This window comes from Zunongwangia mangrovi, from assembly GCF_900112105.1.
GTDB lineage: Bacteria > Bacteroidota > Bacteroidia > Flavobacteriales > Flavobacteriaceae > Zunongwangia > Zunongwangia mangrovi.
In genome coordinates, this window is record NZ_FOKV01000001.1 from 181,079 (window position 1) to 204,296 (window position 23,218).

Consider the following 23,218-nt stretch of genomic DNA (forward strand, 5'->3'; position numbering starts at 1 on the left):
TGTAATTATTCTACTCGAATTTAAATTCGATTAGTTTCCTATTGCATAAAATTTAAAACCTAAATCTTTCATTTTATGTTTATCTAAGAGTTTACGCCCATCAAACAAAAATGCAGGTTTCAACATATTTTCGTATACAGTTTGCCAATCAATCTCTACAAACTCATCCCATTCAGTCATCACAGCAATTGCATGCGCCTCGTTACATGCTTCTTTAGACGTATTTACAACTTTAACCAATTTTCTGTTTTCTTCATCAGGTCTCGATCCTAAATAATCTAAATCTGCATAAATTTGTTCTTCAGTAACCTTTGGATCGTATACAACAATTTCTGCCTGTTCATTTAATAAATAGTCAGCAACATAAATAGAAGCCGCTTCCCGGGTATCATTAGTATCCTTTTTGAATGCCCAACCCAGCATCGATATTTTTTTTCCTGAAACGGTGTTATAAAGTGTTTTTACGATATTAGCCGCAAATCTTCTTTTTTGGTGATCATTCATTAATATCACCTGCTCCCAATAATCAGCCACTTCATTTAAACCAAAACTTTTAGCGATATACACCAAGTTCAAAATATCTTTTTGAAAGCATGATCCTCCAAAACCCACGGAAGCCTTTAAAAACTTAGGACCAATTCTAGAGTCCATACCCACGGCTTTAGCTACTTCGTTAACATCTGCACCCGTTACCTCACAAAGTTCTGACATTGCATTAATACTCGAAACACGTTGAGCTAAAAAGGCATTCGCTGTTAACTTTGACAACTCAGATGACCAAACATTTGTTGTAAGTATATTTGCCTGAGGCACCCAATGTGCATAAATATCGACCAAAGCTTGCATCGCATCTTTACCTTTTTCGGTATCCAGATCACCACCAATTAATACTCTATCCGGTTTTAACAAATCATCTACTGCAGTACCTTCAGCTAAAAACTCCGGATTTGAAAGGATTTGAAAGTTAACTCCGTTACCTGTATTATCAAGGATATTCTTTAAAGCCTGAGCCGTTCTTACGGGTAAGGTGGATTTTTCCACAACTATCTTATCTGAAGTAGCCACTCTGGCTATCTGACGGGCACATAATTCAATCCACTTTAAATCAGCCGCCATACCTTTACCTATACCATAGGTTTTAGTCGGGGTATTAACAGAAATAAAAATCATATCCGCCTTATCTATCGCCTCATCCACATCGGTAGAAAAGAAAAGATTACGCCCTCTTGCGTCGGCAACAACCGCAGATAAACCTGGTTCGTAAATAGGAATATTATCGACATCTTCATCATTCCAGGCAGCAATTCTTTTTTCATTAAGATCTACTACGGTAACATTTATTTCCGGGCATTTTTGAGCGATAACTGACATAGTTGGTCCTCCAACATAACCAGCTCCAATACAGCAGATATTCTTAACTTTCATTTTTATTACTTTTAGTTAGTTACTATATTAATTTTTGCAAAGGAACTCCGTATTCCTAAGATCTATTTTATTATATATTAATGGATTTTGGTTTTGGTCCACAATCTGAGCGTCTGCGTTACGACAGATTGCATGCCCTGCCGCAGTATCCCATTCCATAGTGGTTCCAAACCTCGGGTAACAATCAACTGTTCCTTCTGCTACCATACAAATCTTTAACGAGCTACCCTTTGAAATAACTTCTACCTTCGAGAAATTGTCACGCTTTCGATCAATAAATCTCTTTGTAGCTTCGGTTAAATGTGATTTACTTGCGGCAATTACAAAGGCTTCTTTCTGATCCTGTAAAGGCAATCTTTGTTTTTCTTCTAAATTACTTTCAAAATCTGCAAAATTCGAAATCTCACTCAGCTTATACGATCCGGCCCGTGATCCCCAATAAATAAGCTTTAAAGCCGGCGCATAAACAATTCCCATCACAGGTTTTTGATTCTCTACAATGGCAATATTAATGGTAAACTCCCCCGTCTTCTTGATAAACTCTTTAGTACCATCAATTGGATCTACAATCCAAAGTTTATTCCAATGCTTTCTTTCTTCATAAGGCAGATGTTTCCCTTCTTCAGAAAGGATTGGAATTCCTGTTTTTTCAAGCTCCTTTTTTATAATTAGATGTGCAGCTTTATCAGCTCTCGTCAGCGGTGAATTATCTGATTTCATCTCTACGTCAAAACTCCCATCACGATAAATAGACATTACTTCCTTTGCTGCCTTAAAAGTTGCCTTTATAGCTATCTCTAAATACTGATTTTCCAAATTAAACAATCATTCCTGCTGCTACAGTCTCATTAGTACCTTCATCAATTAGAATAATGCTTCCGGTATTTCTATTATCGCGATAAGAATCGATCATTAATCTTCTTGTAGTACGAATTTTAACCCGAGCGATATCATTCATTTTTAAGCTATCATCACCTTCCTCACGTTCATAGGAATTGATATCCACCTTATAAACCACAGATTTAATCATTGCTCGCTCCTCATTAGAGGTATGCTGAATCACATATTTAGCACGTGGCTTGGCAGCATCATTATTTAACCAACACAACATCACATCAAACTCTTGTGAAGGTTCTGGCTGATTGTTCTTTTTAACAATCATATCTCCTCGACTAATATCTATATCATCTTCTAATGTAAGAGCAACAGACATTGGAGCGAAAGCTTCTTCAACTTCGATCTCACCGGTATTAATTGACTTAATTTTTGAAGTAAAACCTGAAGGCAAAACAGCTACCTCATCTCCTTTTCTGTAAATTCCACTAGCAATTCTACCGGCATAACCTCTATAATCTCTAAATTCTTCAGACTGCGGTCTTAATACTGTTTGAACTGGGAATCTGGCATCAATTTTATTGATATCACTACTAATATGTAATGTTTCTAAAACATTAAGCAATGTTCCGCCAGCATACCAACTCATGTTCTCTGATTTATTTACCACATTATCACCTTCTAAAGCGCTAATTGGAATAAATCGCACATCCTTCATCAATAATTTACTGCTGAATTCTTCAAACTGACTCGTAATTTTATTAAAAACTTCTTCTGAATAATCAACTAAGTCCATTTTATTCACACAGACTACTAAATGCGGAATATTTAAGAGGGAGGCAATAAAAGAATGTCTTTTAGTTTGCTCGATTACGCCATTTCTGGCATCTATAAGAATTACTGCTGCATTAGCTGTTGAAGCTCCTGTTACCATATTTCTGGTATACTGAATATGACCAGGAGTATCTGCAATAATAAATTTTCTTTTTGGAGTGGTAAAATATCTATACGCAACATCAATCGTAATCCCCTGTTCTCTTTCATCCTTTAGGCCATCTGTAAAAAGTGCTAAATCAACACCCTCATGCCCCTTTTTAGAACTTGTTGCAGTAACTGACTCCAACTGATCTTCAAAAATCGACTTAGAATCATATAACAATCTACCTATTAAAGTACTCTTGCCATCATCTACACTACCCGCAGTTGTAAATCGTAATAACTGATTATTACTAATTTCCATTGTAACTTATATCTTAAGGTCTTCGACCTATTTTATTAAAAATAACCTTGTTTTTTTCTATCTTCCATTGCCGTTTCAGATCGCTTATCGTCTGATCGATCTCCGCGCTCTGTTTTGCGCATAGTTGAAACTTCCTCTGCGATTTTTTCTAAAGTATCAGCATCAGACTCTATTCCTCCAGTGATTGTAATATCACCCAAGGTTCTAAATCTGATTTTCTTTGAAAAAACCTCTTCGTTTTCTTCTAATTTCAGAAAATCTGAAACCGGAATCCAGGAATTATTTCTCCACACCACTTCTCTTTGATGAGCGAAATAAAGGGATGGAATTTGAATATTCTCCCTTTTTATATAATTCCAAACATCCATTTCAGTCCAGTTACTGATAGGGAATGCTCTAAAATGTTCCCCTTCAAAATACTTTCCATTTAAAAGATTCCACAATTCAGGGCGTTGATTCTTAGGATCCCACTGCCCAAAGTCATCTCGATGTGAGAAAAAACGTTCTTTTGCACGAGCTTTTTCTTCATCTCTACGACCTCCACCAATGGCGCAATCAATTTTGTTATCCTCAATCGCATCTAAAAGCGTAGTGATTTGCAGAGCATTTCTTGTTGCATTCTTTCCTTTTTCTTCCTGAACGCGACCTTCATCAATAGATTCTTGCACAGAACCCACTAAAAGTTTAACTCCAAGTTTTTCAACCAAATCATCTCTAAAAGCAATTGTTTCGGGGAAATTATGCCCCGTATCTACGTGTAATAAAGAGAATGGGATTTTACTTGGATAAAAAGCTTTTTTAGCCAAGTGAGTAACTAATATAGAATCTTTTCCTCCGGAAAAAAGGATCACAGGATTTTCAAACTGTGCCCAAACTTCTCGCAATACATATATTGCTTCTGATTCAAGTTCATCTAAATAATTCAGATAATACTTTTTCATTTTTCAATTTTCATTTATTCGGCCGTGAATATACTGAAATATTCTACCAATGCTTTCTTCAGCTTCTTCGGATTCGGTTTTAATATGCAAATCGGGATTCAAAGGAATTTCAAAATCGCATGATATTCCGGTGAAATTTGAAATTTCACCATTTCTTGCTTTTTTATACAATCCTTTCACGTCCCTCTTCTCACAAACTTCTAACGGAGTATCTACAAAAACTTCTAAATAGTGATTTCCTAAAATAGACTCAATAATTCTTCTATCTTTCTCCTTAGGAGTTATAAAGGCGGCGATTACTATCAATCCGCTATCTAGAAAAAGTTTACAAACTTCGGCTATTCTTCTAATATTTTCATTTCTCGAATCCTGATCAAAACCAAGATCCTTATTAAGACCTAAACGAATATTATCCCCATCAAGTATATAAGTATGAAATCCTTCAGCAAACAGTTTCTTTTCCAGCCAATTTGCTAATGTAGACTTCCCGGAACCTGAAAGGCCACTAAACCAAACAACAAGCGGTTTTTGCTTTTTCAACAAAGCTCTTTTAGCTGAGGTTATTTCATATTTATGAGGAATAACATTACCCATTCATAGGTTATTTTTCATTATTGAATAAGTTCCGATTTCTCATCGACCAATTGTTGATAAACCCCCTTAACATCCTGAGAAGCCTCTTTAGCTAAAATTAAGATAGCATCTTTGGTATTTACCAATATGCTATTCTTCATACCAACAAAAGCAGTAAACTTATCACTACCTATCACCATATTTCCATCGGCATCCGTTGGATATCCAGACTCTACAAAATAGTCATAAACGGCTTCAAAGCTTCCCATATCACTCCACTCAAATTCAGCATTAACTACTTTAATGAGCTCACTTCGCTCCATTACCGCATAATCGACACTAATCGACGGAATCTCCATAGATAAAGCCTCATCAAGCTTGCCTTCCTGTGATTTTTCAAAAGCTTCTTTAGAGCTTTTATATACTTTTGGCTCATATTTTTCTAATTCAGAAAGAAAAACACCAGCCTTAAAGCAAAACATACCACTATTCCATAGAAAATTACCTCGATGTAAAAACTCCTTTGCAGTTTCTAAATTTGGCTTTTCACGGAAGGATAACACAGATTGACCTTCGCTTTCAATATAACCATAACCAGTCTCTGGTCTTGTTGGTTTAACTCCAAAAGTTACAATATTACCCTCTTCAGCTAGTTTAACAGCTTTTGAAACCGCTTTATCATAATTTTCATCTGCTTTAATAATATGATCTGCCGGCGTAACAACCAAAATATCATCTGGATTAACCTGAAATGCTGAAAACGCTATTGCAGGTGCTGTATTTCTAGGTGTAGCTTCTACAATCTCGTAATATTTCTCTATTTGAAGTTTTTCTAAACTATTTATAGACAAACTTCTATTATCCTTATTACCAACCACTATTAAACCATCTGAAAACTTTTGATTTCGTTTTACTGCTAATTCAAATAGTGAATCATTCTTAAAAATCTCTAAATATTGCTTAGGTCGTGATTTTCTGGAAAGTGGCCATAAACGGCTACCAACACCTCCCGTAAGAATTACATGATAAGTTGCACTCATATTTTGATTAGTTAGTTTGCTTAAAGATAAAATTTTTCACGGCTCCGCCGCAGGAGTCACACATAAAATCTCCCAAGTGCTAATTTTCAGCTTTATAAAAAAGAAAAAAGATCATGTTATTTTATATAAAACAACCTAGATCTTCATCTCATTTTTCACTTATTTTCATAAAATCGAACGCCAAATCTATTCAATTATAGACCACTAACCTATAAATAAATGTTAATTTAGCCAAGATAAAATTTAAGCTTTTGTTACTATTATCTTAATTTCAAAAAGCTATTAACTTTATTATTGATAATCTAATAAGCAATAGGTTATTTTTAACAATTAACAAAAACTTAAGACATGCATACTTCGCTAATTTTTGCCTCAAGCAAAATTCCCAAATTAGACAAAATTAGCTTGCATTTTCTTTTTCCTATTTCCTGAATAGTTGCTTCTCTATCTTTGAAAGCTCCATTTTTAATTTTAAGACGATCCCCTGGTTTTAAATTAGATACCTTCACCTCATCTATTAAATCGTCCTCTAGCCAATTTCTTATCAGCTTTATTTCAGTATCACGAACAATCGCAGGTTTCCCAAGCCAGAATAAATAATTATTTACCCCAGGAACATCAAAAACTTTAGCTCGATCTTTTTCTTCTAATTGTACAAACAGGTAAGATGTAAACAATGGAACAGTAAACTTCTTCTTACGATCACTCCATTGCCTTATTTCATTTTGAACAGGACAAAAAACATTAACCCCTATTTTTTCCAGCCTCCGTGCTGTTTTAATTTCTGATTTTGGTTTTGTATAAATTACATACCAAGACATACCAATAAATTTAGTTTAAAAGCTCAAAACTAATTTGGGGCAAGTAATTTAAAAAAACGTATTAGGGGGAGTTTTCTTAAACAATATTAGCTTATGTGAATTTTGAAGGTATAAATATAAATGTTTTAACACGATTTTACTTAAACAAGTGGATTAAAAGTAAATTTTTATCGATATAATCGATTCGCAATTCAACTATAACGCTATAGTTGATAAGTTCACAAAATTTCAAATGCTTTTTTACGAAATATGATAATAGTCATAATTTAAGCTGGCTTATTGAAGGAAATTTGTCTCAAACAAAATCAATAAAGCCATGAAAACAAAATCCCTTAACTATTATTCAGTATTCGCTCTTTTAATTTTCCTTTTTGTAGGAGCATCAGTAAACAGTCAAAATTTAAAACCAATTAAAACTGAAATTCTTGTTGAAGGAACCTCAAACATTCATGATTGGGAAATGACCTCTGAAAAAGCTGTTGCAAACGTAGAAACCAACAGCGGAAATGTTTCAAAGATTTCAGTTGAAATTCCTGTAAAATCACTAGAAAGTGGTAAAGGCGGGATGGACAAAAATGCTTACAAAGCCCTTAATGAAGATGATTATCCAACTGTAAAATTTACTTCTTCTGAAGTAAGCGCTAGTAAAATAACAGGAAAACTTACCATTAACGGCAAAACAAAAACAGTATCAATTCCTGTAAGCACAAAAAAAGTAAGTCAGGGTGTAGAAATTTCAGGAAAACATACCATAAACATGACCAATTTTGGTGTTGAACCTCCAACAGCGCTAATGGGAACTATTAAAACCGGTGAAGAAGTTACCGTAAACTTTAAATTTCAAGTAAACCAATAATCAACAACATAATTTTACTAATATGAGAACTATATTTAAAATCTCCGCTATTGCTTCTTTCCTATTCTTAGGAATAACTATGGAAGCTCAAAAAAATCGTAGTCTAGATAACTATCGCGAGCCAGATAAAAATGGAATAAATGTTTTCGAATCTCCAAAAGATACAGTTTCTACATTCGACGGACTAAAAGTTAGAGTTGGTGGATCGTTTGCCTTACAATTTCAGGCGATAGATCACGAAAACTCTGGAAATCTGGAATTGCTTGAAATAGGTGACAATTTTAACTTGGCTACAGCAAACTTAGACTTAGACGTAGCTCTTTACGATGGTGTTAGAATGCACTTAAGAACCTATTTATCTTCCAGACACCACCCAGAACCTTACGTAAAAGGTGGATACTTTTTAATTGATAAATTAGAATTTATTCAAGAGGGTTTTATGGAAGACCTAATGAAACATCTTACTATAAAAATTGGTCACTTCGAAAATAACTATGGTGACACTCACTTTAGAAGAAGTGATAACGCCCAGGCACTTTACAACCCATTTGTTGGAAACTACATTATGGATGCCTTTACTACAGAAGTTGGTGGTGAAGTATATTATAGAAACAATGGCTGGTTAGCAATGGTTGGTGTAACAAATGGTAAATTAAATCAATCTGTTGACAATCCAGAAACTACAGACCCTTCATTTGTTGCTAAAGTAGGATATGATAATTATTTATCTGAAGATTTAAGGTTTAGATTAACTGGATCTTTATACACTACCAACAAATCTGCCAGAACATATTTATATGCTGGTGACCGTGCAGGAGCTAGATACTACTTAGTAATGGAAAACCCAGATGCATCTTCTAGCAGCAATTTTAGATCTGGTAGATGGGATCCAGGATTTAGAAATGAACTTACAGCGTTTATGATCAACCCATTTATCAAATATAAAGGATTAGAGTTCTTCGGGGTATTCGAAAACTCCAGTGGTAGAGCTACAGGTGAGGCAGAAGAAAGAACCTGGAATCAATATGCAGGTGAGCTCCTATATCGCTTCGGAAATAATGAAAACTTCTACGTAGGTGGTAGATACAATGTAGCCGAAGGCGAAACTCAAGATGGATATGACGCTAGCATTAGCAGACTTAACCTTGGTGCTGGATGGTTTTTAACTAAAAACATTTTAGCAAAATTAGAATATGTAAATCAACAATATGACGATTTTGCTACTACAAGCATCTATAACGAAGGACAGTTTGATGGTGTAATGTTTGAAGCCGTAATTAGCTTTTAGATAAATTCCTTTTACATTAGGAGAGCGAATTTTCGCTCTCCTTCTTATTTATTATTGTTTCATTAATCCCCTTTCTCAATGAAAACCTTAATAGCAGTTTTATTCGTATTAATTAGCAGTAATTGCTTTTCTCAGAGCTTAGAGCATAAAACTCTAAAGATTTCTTCTGAATCTGAACTAAGAATAAGCGGAGATACCAACATAAATAGCTTCAACTGTATTTTTGATCCTGAAGAACTTCCAAAAAGCCTAAATGTAAGTTTTCAAAAAACAAATAATAAGGTTTTGGTTTTTAATAGCACAAGTTTAAAACTAAACTCGAAAGCTTTTGACTGTGGAAGCCGACCTATAAACAGGGATTTTGAAGCATTGATCAAAGCTGAAGAATTCCCATATATTAACCTGAATCTTGAAAAATTAAAGTTCCTGAATCAAAAATCGGCTTTAATAACATTAAATATTGAAATTGCTGGGATTGAAAAAGAATACGTAGTTCCGGTGGAAGTAGACACAGCCGAATCTAACTACAAGGGTGTTATTCACTTAAACATTGAGGACTTTAAGCTGGAACCACCTAAAAAGATATTTGGTTTAATTAAAGTAAAAGATGAAATAGAAATTGAATTCAATCTTTTCTTTGATTAGCTTTATGAATAACCTGATTCAGATTTAAAACCCGTACAGCAAAGGAATCATTAAAGTAGCAATAATCCAGAAAAGAATATTTAAAAGGGTTCCTACTTTTATAAAATCAAAAAATTTGTACTGTCCAGCGCTATAAACCATAGTATTAGTTTGATAACCAACCGGGGTCATGAAACTAGCTGAAGCTGCAAACATAATTGCCATTAAAAAAGGCATAGGACTAAGACCTAAATTGACTGCTGTAGCAATCGCAATAGGAGTCAGCAAGGCTGCCGCTGCATTATTCGACATAATTTCAGTTAACATTGAAGTTACCAAATACAGTCCAGATACGATAGCTATTGGACCCCAAGAACCTAATGTATTCACCAGGGCGTTGGCAATAGTAAGATCCAAACCTGTATTGCTCATTGCAGTACCCATACTCAAAGCTCCAGCTAATAGAAATATAATTTTCCAGTTAATGGCCTGGTACATTTCTTTCATTGATATTGTTTTGAAAAGTACTAGTAAAGTAACTCCGGTAATTGCACCTACCATAACATCCAAAATATTAAAGGTCGCCAACAAAACTACCCCAAGGATTACACTTATTACAGTATAAAATTTCCTCTTATCAAAATCTGTAATCATATCTTCAGACAAAACGATAAAAGGTGCATTTTGAGAACTTCCTTTCTTTCTTAATTCTTTCACGTAATGACTTTTTACTTCAGCCAGAACAACATCTCCAGCCTTCAATTTCACGTCATAAAGATGATCGTGTCTTACTTCTTCCCTATGTCGAATCGCTAAAGGTACCGCTCTATATCTTCTTCGAAAATCCATTGATTTCAATGTCTTCCCCTCAATTTCTGAATTTGCAGTTAACACTAATTCGACGATGGTTGAATTTATTCCTTTAAGATCATCATCCCCTATCTTTATAGAAGTTCCAACAACAATTTTCGCTCTATCTTTTAATGACTTTATCTTTTCTACATCACATCTCACCTTAAGAATATCAGATCTTTTCAGAATAAAATCACCTGGAGGTAATGTAAATTTTTGATCTCCCCTTCTTATCTCGATAACGTCCATCTCCAATTCCTTAACCAAACCAGAATCCATGATTTTTTTACCTATAGAGCCTGAATCTTCCAATAACTCAATTTCAGTTAAGTACCCACTCATTTGAAACTTAGCTTTCAAATCTTTACTACTTTTTCTATCCGGCAAGATCTTCACACCAAATAAGATCATGTATAGAGTTCCTACAACCATAAAGATCAAACCAAGCGGCGTCATATCGAACATTGAAATCGAGAAACCAGCTTCATCTTCAGCAATACTACTTACCAGAATATTAGTTGAAGTTCCTATTAATGTACAGGTGCCACCAAATATTGATGCAAATGATAAAGGAATAAGCATTTTTGACGGACTTTGACCCGAAGAATGAGCGATCTGGATAACCACCGGAATAAAAACTGCAACAACTGGTGTATTGTTTACAAAAGCAGAAATACCTGCAATAAGAATCATCATTAAGACAATACCCATACTAAATCTATTCCTAAATATAGAAGACAAGCGATGGGCCACCACCTGCAAAGCGCCGGTTTTTAACAAAGCCGCACTTAAAACGAACATAAAGGCAACAGTCATTGTCGCTTTATTACTAAAACCACTCACGCCCTCCTGAGGTGTTATGACTCCAGTTAAAACTAAAACCAACATAACCGATAAGGCTACTAGGTCAATAGATAAAAGTTCTGTTGCAAAAAGTATAATTGCACAAACTATAACACATAATGTGATAATTGCCTCTACAGACATGAAATTTCAGGTTACAGTGAGTATTTCAAAAAATCAAAGATAAAGAAACCAATCCCTGATTAAAACAAAAAAGCCCTCAAAAAATTTGAGGGCTTTTTTTGTTGGCCTACTAGGGCTCGAACCTAGACTCTTCTGGACCAAAACCAGACGTGTTGCCAGTTACACCATAGGCCATTGCTGTAATGCGGATGCAAATTTAAAACAAAGTTTCATTCCCGCAAATATTTTTTTGAAAAAATTTAATTCCGAATCAAATAAATTCCTTGAAACAATTATCGATTTTCAATAAACTTCAATATACCAACAATTTACAAAACTCCAGTAAATTTTATATAATCTTATCCAATTATATAAACAAGAAAAACCCAACCACCAACACCTTCAATCCTAAAAAATAAAATAGTTTACATTAGCGTTATTAAGGCGTTCAATATTTTTATTATTAAATTCGCCACACAAGATTCAAGAATATAACAAATGACAGAATTCAACTTTAAAAAGTGGAACATCATCATCGGTTGGGTGATTTTTGCCGTTGCGCTTTTTACTTATAGTTCGACCTTAGAACCTACTGCTAGTTTTTGGGATGCAGGAGAATATATTGCAACATCCTCTAATTTAGAAGTAGGACATCCACCGGGAGCTCCTCTTTATCAAATGCTGGGTGCATTCTTTTCAACTTTTGCCCCAGATAATTCCAACATCGCTTTAATGGTAAACTTTATGTCTGGTCTTGCCAGTGCATTTGCTATTTTATTTATGTTTTGGTCGATATCACTTTTAATAAGAAGGGTTTCTGGCCCGGCTGAAAGTCTAAGTTTTTCAGGCAAACTTGCTGTTTTAGGAAGTGCAGCTGTTGGATCTTTAGCCTTTACCTTTACAGATAGTTTTTGGTTTAGTGCTGTAGAAGCCGAAGTTTACGCTGCAGCGGCCTGTCTAATGTCCATTATGTTCTATCTTGGATTGCTTTGGGAGCGCGATATGTTCGAAGCCCGTGGAAACAAATGGCTTATATTAATCTCACTTGTTACAGGACTTACCTTCGGGATTCACTTTATGGGATTACTTACCATTCCGGCGATTGGTTTCCTTTATTTCTTCAAAAACTATCCAAAAGTTACTATTAAAAATTTTATCGTTGCTAATATTGTAGTGGTAGCCGTATTATTATTTATCTTCAAACTACTACTACCTTATACACTTACATTCTTCTCGGCTTCAGAGGTTTTCTTCACTAACTCGTTAGGGATGCCTTTTAATACGGGAACCATCGTTGCATTTTTGGCAGTTATCGCTATTTTTTACCTCGGAATTAATTGGAGTATCAAAAACAAGAAAACTGAAGTTAACACCTTATTACACTGCATACTTTTCATACTAATTGGTTTCTCGTGTTGGATCATGCTCCCTATTCGATCTAATGCACCTACGGTAATTAATGAGAATAGTCCTGATAACGCAAGAGAATTATTAGCGTATTATAACCGGGAACAATATGGTGAAACACATCTATTCTTTGGGCCACAGTGGTCTGAAATGTATTCTGGGCTAGATGAAGAAAATCCTTATAACGATAAAAAACCAAAGTACGAGAAAGACGAAGAACTTGGTAAATATGTAATTGTAAACGACTGGAAAAATACAAAGCAAAATTTAGATGATGCTCACAAAACTTTCTTACCAAGAATGTGGAGCACAGAGCATGCTTCTAATTATATGGATCTTACGGGACCGCTTCAATTTACTGTTAAGCAAGAATATCAAGGCGAAGAACGCCTGATGCAAGCCATCTCTCAATTTAAACAACGCTACTCTGCCGGCGAGCTCGATAATGCAGATTACCATAAATTCCTTCAGCAGTTTAGCGAATATATTGATGTTGAAAAACCATCTTCTTCAGCCAACTTCTCCTATCTATTAGAATATCAGATCGGTTATATGTACTGGCGTTATTTTATGTGGAATTTTGTTGGTCGCCAGGATGATATTCAGGGAAAATATACAGATCTTCATGGTAACTGGTTAAGCGGTATCAAACCAATAGACGAATGGCATCTTGGTCCACAAGATAATTTACCAGACGATGTAAAGAACAATCCCGCTAGAAACACGTATTATTTCTTACCATTCATCTTAGGATTTATTGGCTTCTTTTTTCATCTAAACCGAGACAAAAAGAACTTTTGGGTACTTTTAGTGTTCTTCCTTTTTACAGGAATAGCCCTAAAAATTTACCTAAACGAAAGACCTTTTGAACCACGTGAAAGAGACTACGCTCTAGTAGGTTCTTTTTATGTATTCGCGATGTGGATAGGATTTGGAGTGTATGCCATTTATGACAAACTAAAAGGCTATATATCTCCAAAACTAGCAGCACCAATCGTTATTGTAGCATCCCTAATTGTTCCGGGAATTATGGCGGCAGAAAACTGGGACGATCATGACCGTTCAGATAAATATTCAGCTTTAGCGATGGCGAAGATGTATCTGGACTCTGTCGACGAAAACGGAATCATATTCACCATTGGTGACAACGATACCTTTGCGTTATGGTATGCGCAACAAATCGAGCGCTACCGTATGGATGTTCGTATTGTAAACACCAGTTTATTTGCAACAGATTGGTATATCGACCAGATGAAACGGAAGGCATTTGACAGTGATCCTATACCTTCGCAATTAGATCATGATTTTTACACCGGTAAAAATGATATTGTCGTAGGCCGAGCAATTACACAGGATACCTTAAATATCAAACAATGGATGAATTATATTGAAAGTGACGATCCAAGAACAAAATTAGAATATTCTGAAGATGAAACTTTCAATACCTATCCTTCGAAACACGTTAGAATTCCGGTAGACAAACAAACCATTTTAGATAACGGAATTGTAGATCCTAGCGAAGCAGATCAAATTGTAGATCATATCGATATAGAAATTGGCTCTAATCTTATCTATAAAAACCGATTATTAATGCTGGACATTATCGCTAACAATAACTGGGAGCGCCCAATTTATTTTACCGGCGGTAGCTACGGCGATGATGATTATTTATGGATGAAAGATTACCTGCAATTAGAAGGTGTAGCATATAAACTAGTCCCCATAAAAACACCGGTTAACCCAAGAAACCCATTCGATATGGGAAGGGTGAATACCGATAAAATGTACAATATCGTAAAGAATTGGGATTGGGGCAATATGGGTGACCCAGAGATCTATCACGATCCAGAAACTCGTAAAAATTCGATAACTTATAGAAGTAATCTTGCTCGATTGGTAGAAAATCTTTTAAATGAAAATGATACTGAACGCGCCAAGGAGATCCTCGATCTTGGAATGGAAAACATGCCAACAGATCATTATGGATATTACACACTTCTAGAACCATTTATTGATGGTTACTATAAAGTTGGCGAAGATGAAAAAGCACGAGAACTATGGAATAAAGTAGCCGAAAAATACCAGCAGAACCTGGATTGGTATAGCGGTTGGGATTTCCAGAGACAACGCCGTTATGCTGAAGAGATCTTTACTGATGTTGAACGTTACCGCGGTATTGTAGATATCCTGGTTAGAAACCAGGACGAAGAGATCGTTAAAGAAAAAGCAGACGAGTTTAATAATTACCTGAAAAAATTCCAGCATTTCTATTCTGAAGAAGAAGGAATTGAACCTGAAGTTTCTCCTGAAGAACAATTGCGACAACAGCAATTAGAGCAGGAACTTAACCAGGGACAAGCTGCACAGGATTCTCTTACACTCGATGCTGCACAATAAATAATCTGGTCTTAAAATATCGAAATTCGATATTTTAAGACCTTATTTTTATGAATCGACTTATCCTTAAATATCCTTGGATTCTAAAAAAGCTTTATCCAAAAAGACTTTCAAGAATTACTGCGGAAAAAACCCTTTTTTTAACTTTTGACGATGGACCAATCCCTGAAATAACACCCTGGGTTTTAGGTCTACTTGAAAAACACTCGGCCAAAGCCACTTTCTTTTGTATTGGCGATAATGTGAGAAAACATCCTGAAGTTTTTGAGCAAATAAAAGCTAAAGGTCATGCTTTTGGAAACCATACCTTCAATCATTTGGATGGTTGGAAAACTAAAACTTCAGATTATATTGAAAATTTCAAAAAAGCGGAAGAAATCATCGAATCTCAGCTTCAGCAAAAATTAACTTCCGAAGAAAAATTATTTAGACCTCCCTACGGAAAGATCAAAAATAAACAAGCGGCTAAAATCGCTAATCTTGGGTATAAAATTGTAATGTGGGATGTAATTACGGGGGATTACGACAAAAACTATGATGCTGAAGAATGCTTAAAAAACACCCGAAACCTAATAAGATCGGGTAGCATTATTGTTTTTCATGATAGCCTTAAAGCTGAAAAGAACTTAAAGTACGTTCTCCCTAAATTATTAGAAGAATACACCGAAAAAGGATGGAAATTTGAGTCGTTATTCTAAGAATATTGTTCTAAAATCGCAATGATCGATTCAGCATTTTGCTCTCCGCTTTTACGCCACAACATTTCTCCCTTTTTATAGATCATAAGTGTTGGTAAACCTTTTACACGTAAGGCTTCTGCTAATTGCGTGTTCTTATCGACATCGATCTTTATCACTTTTGCTTTATCACCAATAGCCGAAGCTACATCCCTTAATACCGGATGCATTTTTACTGAAGCTTCATTCCATTCGGTATAAAAATCGATAAGCACCGGTACATTTAAACCTACTAATTCTCCAAATTTTGACATAAAATTGAACTTTACTCGATATTCGAGGTTTTTTGATTTCAATTGCTCTTTTAAAAAATTAAAATCAGATCTATTAAAATTCGTGATTAAAAATGCATGTTATTGCAAACCAAAAGGCTTACAATCAAATATAGCAATAAATTGTCACTAAGCTGGCGCAGTCCCCTTTCGCAATTCTATTACACTAATTTCTGGCCAAATCCCTACTCTTCCAGGAAAAGCCAAATATCCAAAACCTCTATTTACGTTTATATATCTGTTATTTTCTTTATAAATCCCTGCCCAGTTTTTATAACGGTATTTCGCCGGACTCCACTTTAGGAAACCCGGAATTTCTATTCCAAATTGCATACCGTGTGTATGTCCACTAAGCGTTAAATGATAAAATTTATTGTTCTGCTTTACTTTTTCCTGCCAATGTGAAGGATCATGACTTAGAAGGATCTTAAAGTCTTTATCATCTACATTTTTACCGGCAAGATCAAGATCACCTGCTTTTTTAAAGTGACCACCTCCCCAGTTTTCAACACCGACAATGGCGATTTTTTCACCATTTTTTTCAAGATAGCGATGTTCATTAAGTAAGAGATCCCAACCCATTTCAGCATGTGTAGCTTTTAGATCGTCAAGGTTTTGCTTTTTATCTTCAGAACTTTCCCAATTTACATAATCACCATAATCGTGATTTCCTAATATAGAAAAGACTCCATCTTTAGCTTTTACCGTACTAAAAAGGGATTTCCATTCCTGCATTTCCGTAGCCTTATTATTTACAAGATCCCCGGTAAAAAAGATCACATCGGTATCCTGATCTTTTAGAAGATTTACCCCATAAGCTACTTTTTCGTGATTATCGAAACTTCCGCTATGCACATCGCTAATTTGCGCGATTCGATAACCATCAAATGCATCAGGCAGATCATCAAAATACAGCGTGTAATTTAAAACTCTAAAATCATATTTTCCTTTAAACATCCCATATAAAACCGAAATAAAAGGAATTGCCGCTAAACCAAGCGCAATCTGACTCACAAACTTTCGCCTTCCCGGCGCTTTATACCCAGAACCCCCAATTGCTTTAGAAATTCCTACAAAAAAGCGAACGATATCTTCCCCAAACATAAAAATGACAAGAACAAGCTTAGCCAATAAAAAGGCCAAAACAATACCGAAAGCAAAGCCAATCGCACTAAAAAATCCGCCACCTGCACTCTGCCACTGGTAAACAAAATTCCCAATTACCAATAGCGTTACCAGAAAATATAACGCACCAACCCACCAGGATCTATTAAGACTTCTTAGAGCTTGATAAGCGTAAATATCGATAAGTAAATAGAAGGCGATAAACAGCAGCCAACGCATAGAAAAGTATTTTATTTAGCGAAGGTACTTTTAATCAAATCTTTAATCGATATTTTTAAAAGTAATTTAACGTAATAATGCCTATAAACACTAGCTTCAACATTAAAAGATCCTAAAATTAACAAGCATAAAATTGCGAGTTTACGCTGTAAAGTCTACCTTTCCGACAAATTTCTCAGCTAAAACCTTATAGCTACGCAGTATGAAACGTAGAAACTTTATAAAAAAAGCAGGAATAACAGGGGCTGTACTAGGAACCACACCTTCTATTTTTGCTCAGGATTTTTCGCCAAATTCAAACACGAAAAAATCTACTCTTCCCATAGCCATTGCTACCTGGAATTTTCATGAAGCCACAAAAAAAGCAGGAAGTCTTTTAGACAAAGGAACTTCTGCCCTAGATGCGGTTGAACAAGGGGTAATGGTCGAAGAAGCAAACTTAAAAAATACCACCGTTGGAAATGGTGGCGCACCAGATCGTGATGGAAATGTAACTTTAGACGCCTGTATTATGTCTCCTAACGGAAACGCAGGTTCTGTAGTTTACCTTAAAAACATCGAGCACCCTGTTTCTGTAGCAAGGAAAGTAATGGAGGACACACCACACGTAATGCTTGCCGGTGAAGGTGCTTTACAATTTGCTATTCAGAATGGCTTCAAAAAACAAAATCTACTAACTGAAGATTCTGAAAAAGCCTGGAAAGAATGGCTTAAAGAAAAAGAATACAAACCAATTATCAATATCGAAAATCACGATACCATAGGTATGCTTTGTATCGATAAGGATGGGGATATCGCAGGAGCTTGCACAACATCTGGCCTTGCCTATAAAATGAATGGCCGTGTTGGTGATTCGCCAATTATAGGATCTGGATTATATGTGGATAACGAAGTTGGAGGTGCAGCAGCAACCGGAATGGGAGAAGCCATCATGAAAAGTGTTGGCAGCTTTTTAGTGGTAGAACTTATGCGAAACGGTAGATCTCCGCAGGAAGCCTGTAAAGAAGCTATCGAAAGGATCGTAAAGAAGAACGATAATCACAATGACTTTCAAGCTTGTTTTATCGCCATCAATAAAGATGGAGAAGTTGGCGGATACAGTATTCACGACGGATTCTCGTATGCAAAATACCAAGACAGCGAAAACGAAAATGTAAAATGTAAAAGTTACCTGTAGTAAACAGGTCTAATATTTATGAACACAGAAAACAATACGAATAAATCTTACCGCACCGCATTTCTATTTTTAACAATTCTGTTTTTTTTATGGGGATTTATTACGGTACTTGTAGATTCACTTATTCCACGATTAAAGGAAGTATTTACACTTAGTTATTTTCAGGCAGGAATGGTTCAGTTTGCCTTTTTTGGGGCATTCTTTTTACTATCGATCCCGGCAGGATATATTCTATCCAAAATTGGATACAAAAAAGGTATAATCTTAGGACTTAGTACCATGGCAGCTGGCTGTTTATTATTCTGGCCAGCGGCATCATATAGAGTGTTTTGGATCTTTATGTTAGGCTATTTTGTATTAGCAGGCGGGATCACTATTCTTCAGGTTGCAGCAAATCCATATGTTACTATATTAGGACCAGAGCGATCTGCTTCGAGTAGACTTAATCTTTCACAAGCATTTAATTCATTAGGAACTGCTATCGCTCCTGCAATAGGTGCTTTATTTATTCTGAAAGATAAGGTAATGACCACTGCAGAAATCGATGCATTAAGCGAAGCGCAACAAAAAGCTTATTATATTGCTGAAGCCGGTGCGGTACAAAAACCTTTCGTAGGTATTGCAATTTTTATCGCAGTAATAGCTTTGGTTTTCGCATTTGTAAATCTTCCAAAGGTTGGCGACACAGCAGCTTCGAATGACTACGGAAGGGTTCTTAAAAACAAGAACCTGATGTTAGGAGCGATTGGATTGTTCTTTTACGTTGGTGCTGAAGTTGCATTAGGAAGTTACATGGTAAACTACTTCCTAACTTTAGAACTTTCAGAAATAATAAAAACAACACCATATTTACGCAATATCGCCCAATGGATCTTAGATACTGGCTTAGAGAATGCAAGTAGCATGGCCATAGTTGGTGTATTTGTAACATTTTACTGGACAGGTGCTATGATTGGTAGATTTATAGGTTCTTATTTAACCAAAATCTTCAACCCGGCAGTTGTTTTATGTGCTTTTGCTGCATTCGCCATTATTATGGTTAATATTTCCAATCTTTCTGTTGGTGTGATCGCAATGTGGACGATCATTGCGGTTGGATTATTTAACTCTATCATGTTCCCAACAATCTTCAGTTTAGCTTTAGATGGCCTGGGAGACGATAAACCACAAGGATCTGGTATTTTATGTACAATGATCGTTGGTGGAGCTGTTCTACCTCCTTCTTTTGGATTTTTAACCGATAGATTTGGGTTTAGCGTAGCCTTTGTTTTAGTAATGCTTGCTTACGCTTACATTTTCTTTTATGGCTTTATAAACCGAAAAAGACAGGTGGAAATTTAAATCAATTAAGATCAATATTCTATATAAAAACCGTTCATTTTTATGGGCGGTTTTTCTTTTTGTATAACATTATCTTCGTAGTTTTGGAAAGATACAGACAAATCATCCAATAAATATGGCCGCTCAAAAAAGACTGTTTTTAGTAGATGCTTATGCATTGATCTTCCGTGGATATTACGCTTTTATAAAAAACCCAAGAATTAATTCTAAAGGTTTTGATACTTCAGCGATCATGGGTTTTATGAATTCCCTATTTGATGTTATCCGTAGAGAAAAGCCAGATCATTTGGCGGTTTGTTTTGATAAAGAAGGTAGCCAGGTAAGAACTGAAATGTTTTCAGATTACAAAGCGAATAGAGATGCTACTCCAGAGCCGATAATGCAGGGAATCCCATATATTCAAAGCATTTTAAAAGCTATGCATATTCCGGTTGTGGAACTGCCGGGTTGTGAAGCCGACGATATTATTGGAACTCTCGCAAAACAGGCTGAAAAAGAAAATTACCAGGTATATATGGTTACGCCAGATAAGGATTTTGCGCAACTAGTTTCTGAAAATATTTTTATGTATCGCCCTGCGAGAATGGGTAACGGAATTGAAATTTGGGGAATTCCTGAAGTTCAGAAAAAATTTGAAGTAGAGCGCCCAGAGCAGGTGATCGACTTTTTAGGAATGATGGGAGATGCTGTAGATAATATTCCTGGTTTACCCGGAGTTGGAGAAAAAACAGCAAAAAAATTCCTGAAGCAATTTGGCTCTATGGAAGAACTTTTAGCAAACACAGATCAGCTAAAAGGAAAAATGAAAGAAAAGGTAGAAGCGAATGCCGAACAGGGAATTCTTTCAAAAAAATTAGCCCGAATTATTATCGATTGTGATGTGAAATTCCATGCTGAAGATTACGAGCTTTCGATGCCCGATTCAGAAAAAGTACAGGAACTTTTCGACGAACTCGAATTTAGACGTTTAAAGGAGCAATTTATAAAATTATTTAGCGGCGAAGAAGAAAGTAATCAAACACAGGTAACCAATTCACCTTCGGCAAAGAAAAATGCGCAAACTGCTGGTGCAGGTCAATTTTCGTTATTTGGCGGCGGTGACACTTCAGAAAAAATTGAAAGCACTAATAGCCGAAAAACCTTAAATGACACACCGCATGTCTATCAAAAAGTCGATACTGGTTTAGGCTTACGTTTGTTTCTTCAGAAAATAATGAAACAAAAGTCGGTTTGTTTTGATACTGAAACAACCAGTTTGAATCCGCTTGAAGCAGAACTTGTAGGTATTGCATTTTCGTGGGAATCCGGCAAAGGCTATTATCTTCCGTTTGAAGAGGACAAAGAAAAGGCACAACAACTTATCGAGTTACTAAGACCATTTTTTGAATCTCAAGAAATTGAAAAAATTGGGCAGAACCTAAAATATGACATTAAGGTTTTAGATAAATACGGCATCCAGGTCGAAGGACCAACTTTCGATACAATGATCGCACATTATTTGATCAATCCAGATATGCGCCATAATATGGATGTTTTAGCTGAAACTTACCTTAACTATACTCCGCAACCTATTTCAGAATTAATAGGTAAAAAAGGCAAAAATCAAAAAAGCATGCGCGATGTTCCTTTGGCCGAACAAACCGAATATGCTGCGGAAGATGCCGATATTACTTTTCAGCTTAAAGAATTTTTCGAGAAAGAGCTTGACGAAGCAAAAACACGTAAGCTTTTTAACGAAATTGAAATGCCGCTGGTTGAAGTTTTAGCCGATATGGAGATCGAAGGAATTAACCTTGATCTGGATTTTCTTAAATCACTTTCTGAAGCTTTAGATCGCGATATTAAAGAATTAGAAGCTAAGATTTATGAAACTGCCGGTGAGGAATTTAAAATTAGCTCCCCAAAACAACTGGGAATTATTCTTTTTGAAAAATTAGCTTTAGTAAAGAAACCAAAAAAGACCAAAACAGGACAGTATTCTACCAGTGAGGATGTTCTCTCTTATTTAGCGCCAGAACATGATATCGTTCAGCATGTTTTAGATTATCGCGGACTAGTAAAATTACAGAATACTTACGTTGATGCTTTACCTGGACAGGTTGAAAAAACCGGGAGAGTTCATACAGATTATGTGCAAACTATTGCTGCGACAGGGCGATTAAGCTCCAACAATCCTAACCTGCAAAATATACCAATAAGAACAGAACGCGGAAGACAGGTACGAAAGGCTTTTGTACCAAGAAACGAAGATTATGTTTTGTTAGCTGCCGATTATTCTCAGATAGAATTACGAATTATTGCTGCTCTTAGTGAGGAAGAAACAATGATCAAAGCCTTTAAAGATGGTGAAGATATTCACGCCTCAACAGCATCACAGGTTTTTAATGTTCCTATTGAAGAAGTAACAAGAGAACAACGTAGTAATGCGAAAACAGTGAATTTCGGGATCATTTATGGGGTTTCGGCTTTTGGACTTAGTAATCAAACTAGTTTAAGTAGAGCTGAATCTAAAGAACTAATCGATACTTATTATAAAACCTACCCAAAACTTAGCAATTACATCGCAGATCAAGTGGCTTATGCCAGAGAAAATGGATATGTATCGACTATTTTAGGCAGAAGAAGATATTTGAAAGACATCAATTCTCAGAATGCCGTAGTTAGAGGTGCCGCTGAACGTAATGCCGTAAATGCACCAATACAGGGAAGTGCTGCAGACATCATTAAGATCGCAATGATCAATATTCACAAAAAACTGGAAGGAGAAAAACTACAAACCAAAATGCTTCTTCAGGTTCATGATGAATTGGTTTTTGATGTTTACAAACCAGAATTAGAAAAGGTAAAAGAACTTATCAAATCTGAAATGGAAAATGCATACCAACTAGAAGTTCCACTAGATGTTGATTTAGGTATTGGCCAGGATTGGTTAGAGGCACATTAAGATAATTTGAAAAAAGAAAACCCCGTTTGCTTTACCCTACATTGCAAACGAGGTTTCCAGACTAACACTAAAAATTATATTATTTGATTAGCTAATCAAATGTATTTTTCTCGTGCAAATTTAAACACTCAAATTAAAA

At 35.7% G+C, this 23,218-nt stretch carries 18 protein-coding genes and 1 tRNA gene; 8 read left to right on the forward strand and 11 right to left on the reverse strand.

Going from position 1 to position 23,218, the window contains the following annotated elements:
* Window positions 1–30: 30 nt before the first annotated feature.
* The 7 genes from BM201_RS00710 to BM201_RS00740 all read right to left on the reverse strand — a co-directional run bounded on the left by BM201_RS00710 (window position 31) and on the right by BM201_RS00740 (window position 6,874).
* Window positions 31–1,425: a nucleotide sugar dehydrogenase gene (locus tag BM201_RS00710; RefSeq protein WP_092539482.1), complete on the reverse strand. Its 1,395-nt coding sequence runs from the start codon at window positions 1,423–1,425 to the stop codon at window positions 31–33.
* Window positions 1,426–1,452: 27 nt separating this feature from the next.
* Window positions 1,453–2,241 (reverse strand): 3'(2'),5'-bisphosphate nucleotidase CysQ, encoded by a 789-nt coding sequence (gene cysQ, locus BM201_RS00715; RefSeq protein WP_092540560.1) that lies wholly within the window; start codon window positions 2,239–2,241, stop codon window positions 1,453–1,455.
* Between the two features lies 1 nt (window position 2,242).
* The gene (gene cysN, locus BM201_RS00720; RefSeq protein WP_092539483.1) at window positions 2,243–3,499 is read right to left on the reverse strand and encodes a sulfate adenylyltransferase subunit CysN; all 1,257 of its coding nucleotides are present in this window, start codon (window positions 3,497–3,499) and stop codon (window positions 2,243–2,245) included.
* 35 nt (window positions 3,500–3,534) lie between these two features.
* Window positions 3,535–4,440, reverse strand: a complete 906-nt coding sequence (gene cysD / locus BM201_RS00725) for a sulfate adenylyltransferase subunit CysD (protein WP_092539484.1) — start codon at window positions 4,438–4,440, stop codon at window positions 3,535–3,537.
* Window positions 4,441–4,443: 3 nt separating this feature from the next.
* Window positions 4,444–5,034: an adenylyl-sulfate kinase gene (gene cysC / locus BM201_RS00730; RefSeq protein ID WP_092539485.1), complete on the reverse strand. Its 591-nt coding sequence runs from the start codon at window positions 5,032–5,034 to the stop codon at window positions 4,444–4,446.
* A gap of 17 nt (window positions 5,035–5,051) precedes the next feature.
* A complete protein-coding gene (locus BM201_RS00735) occupies window positions 5,052–6,053 on the reverse strand; it encodes a mannose-1-phosphate guanylyltransferase (RefSeq protein ID WP_092539486.1) in 1,002 nt (333 codons plus the stop codon).
* Window positions 6,054–6,394: 341 nt separating this feature from the next.
* Entirely contained in the window at window positions 6,395–6,874 is a 480-nt protein-coding gene (locus BM201_RS00740) for a UpxY family transcription antiterminator (RefSeq protein ID WP_092539487.1), read from the reverse strand.
* 316 nt (window positions 6,875–7,190) lie between these two features.
* On the opposite strand from BM201_RS00740, the gene BM201_RS00745 reads away from it, so the two are divergent.
* From BM201_RS00745 to BM201_RS00755, 3 genes are all read left to right on the forward strand, one after another.
* Window positions 7,191–7,730, forward strand: a complete 540-nt coding sequence (locus tag BM201_RS00745) for a YceI family protein (RefSeq protein WP_092539488.1) — start codon at window positions 7,191–7,193, stop codon at window positions 7,728–7,730.
* Window positions 7,731–7,752: 22 nt separating this feature from the next.
* Window positions 7,753–9,018 (forward strand): hypothetical protein, encoded by a 1,266-nt coding sequence (locus BM201_RS00750; RefSeq protein ID WP_092539489.1) that lies wholly within the window; start codon window positions 7,753–7,755, stop codon window positions 9,016–9,018.
* A 78-nt stretch (window positions 9,019–9,096) separates the two neighbouring features.
* Entirely contained in the window at window positions 9,097–9,663 is a 567-nt protein-coding gene (locus tag BM201_RS00755; RefSeq protein ID WP_092539490.1) for a YceI family protein, read from the forward strand.
* Window positions 9,664–9,687: 24 nt separating this feature from the next.
* Here BM201_RS00755 and BM201_RS00760 read toward each other — a convergent pair whose 3' ends face one another.
* Together BM201_RS00760 and BM201_RS00765 are read right to left on the reverse strand one after the other, a co-directional pair.
* Entirely contained in the window at window positions 9,688–11,481 is a 1,794-nt protein-coding gene (locus BM201_RS00760) for an SLC13 family permease (RefSeq protein ID WP_092539491.1), read from the reverse strand.
* A 101-nt stretch (window positions 11,482–11,582) separates the two neighbouring features.
* Window positions 11,583–11,655 (reverse strand) — tRNA-Gln (locus BM201_RS00765).
* 303 nt (window positions 11,656–11,958) lie between these two features.
* Between BM201_RS00765 and BM201_RS00770 the strand changes: the two genes are divergently transcribed.
* Entirely contained in the window at window positions 11,959–15,264 is a 3,306-nt protein-coding gene (locus tag BM201_RS00770; protein ID WP_092539492.1) for a glycosyltransferase family 117 protein, read from the forward strand.
* Window positions 15,265–15,314: 50 nt separating this feature from the next.
* Window positions 15,315–15,962 (forward strand): polysaccharide deacetylase family protein, encoded by a 648-nt coding sequence (locus tag BM201_RS00775; RefSeq protein WP_092539493.1) that lies wholly within the window; start codon window positions 15,315–15,317, stop codon window positions 15,960–15,962.
* On the opposite strand, the gene BM201_RS00780 is transcribed toward BM201_RS00775, so the two are convergent.
* Together BM201_RS00780 and BM201_RS00785 are read right to left on the reverse strand one after the other, a co-directional pair.
* A complete protein-coding gene (locus BM201_RS00780) occupies window positions 15,959–16,342 on the reverse strand; it encodes a thioredoxin family protein (protein WP_092539494.1) in 384 nt (127 codons plus the stop codon). The genes BM201_RS00775 and BM201_RS00780 overlap by 4 nt on opposite strands.
* 60 nt (window positions 16,343–16,402) lie before the next feature.
* A complete protein-coding gene (locus BM201_RS00785; RefSeq protein WP_092539495.1) occupies window positions 16,403–17,617 on the reverse strand; it encodes a metallophosphoesterase in 1,215 nt (404 codons plus the stop codon).
* A 202-nt stretch (window positions 17,618–17,819) separates the two neighbouring features.
* On the opposite strand from BM201_RS00785, the gene BM201_RS00790 reads away from it, so the two are divergent.
* From BM201_RS00790 to polA, 3 genes are all read left to right on the forward strand, one after another.
* Window positions 17,820–18,794, forward strand: a complete 975-nt coding sequence (locus BM201_RS00790; RefSeq protein WP_092539496.1) for an isoaspartyl peptidase/L-asparaginase family protein — start codon at window positions 17,820–17,822, stop codon at window positions 18,792–18,794.
* An 18-nt stretch (window positions 18,795–18,812) separates the two neighbouring features.
* The gene (locus tag BM201_RS00795; RefSeq protein WP_092539497.1) at window positions 18,813–20,135 is read left to right on the forward strand and encodes a sugar MFS transporter; all 1,323 of its coding nucleotides are present in this window, start codon (window positions 18,813–18,815) and stop codon (window positions 20,133–20,135) included.
* Between the two features lie 115 nt (window positions 20,136–20,250).
* Entirely contained in the window at window positions 20,251–23,079 is a 2,829-nt protein-coding gene (polA, locus tag BM201_RS00800) for a DNA polymerase I (RefSeq protein WP_092539498.1), read from the forward strand.
* Window positions 23,080–23,218 lie beyond the last annotated feature (139 nt).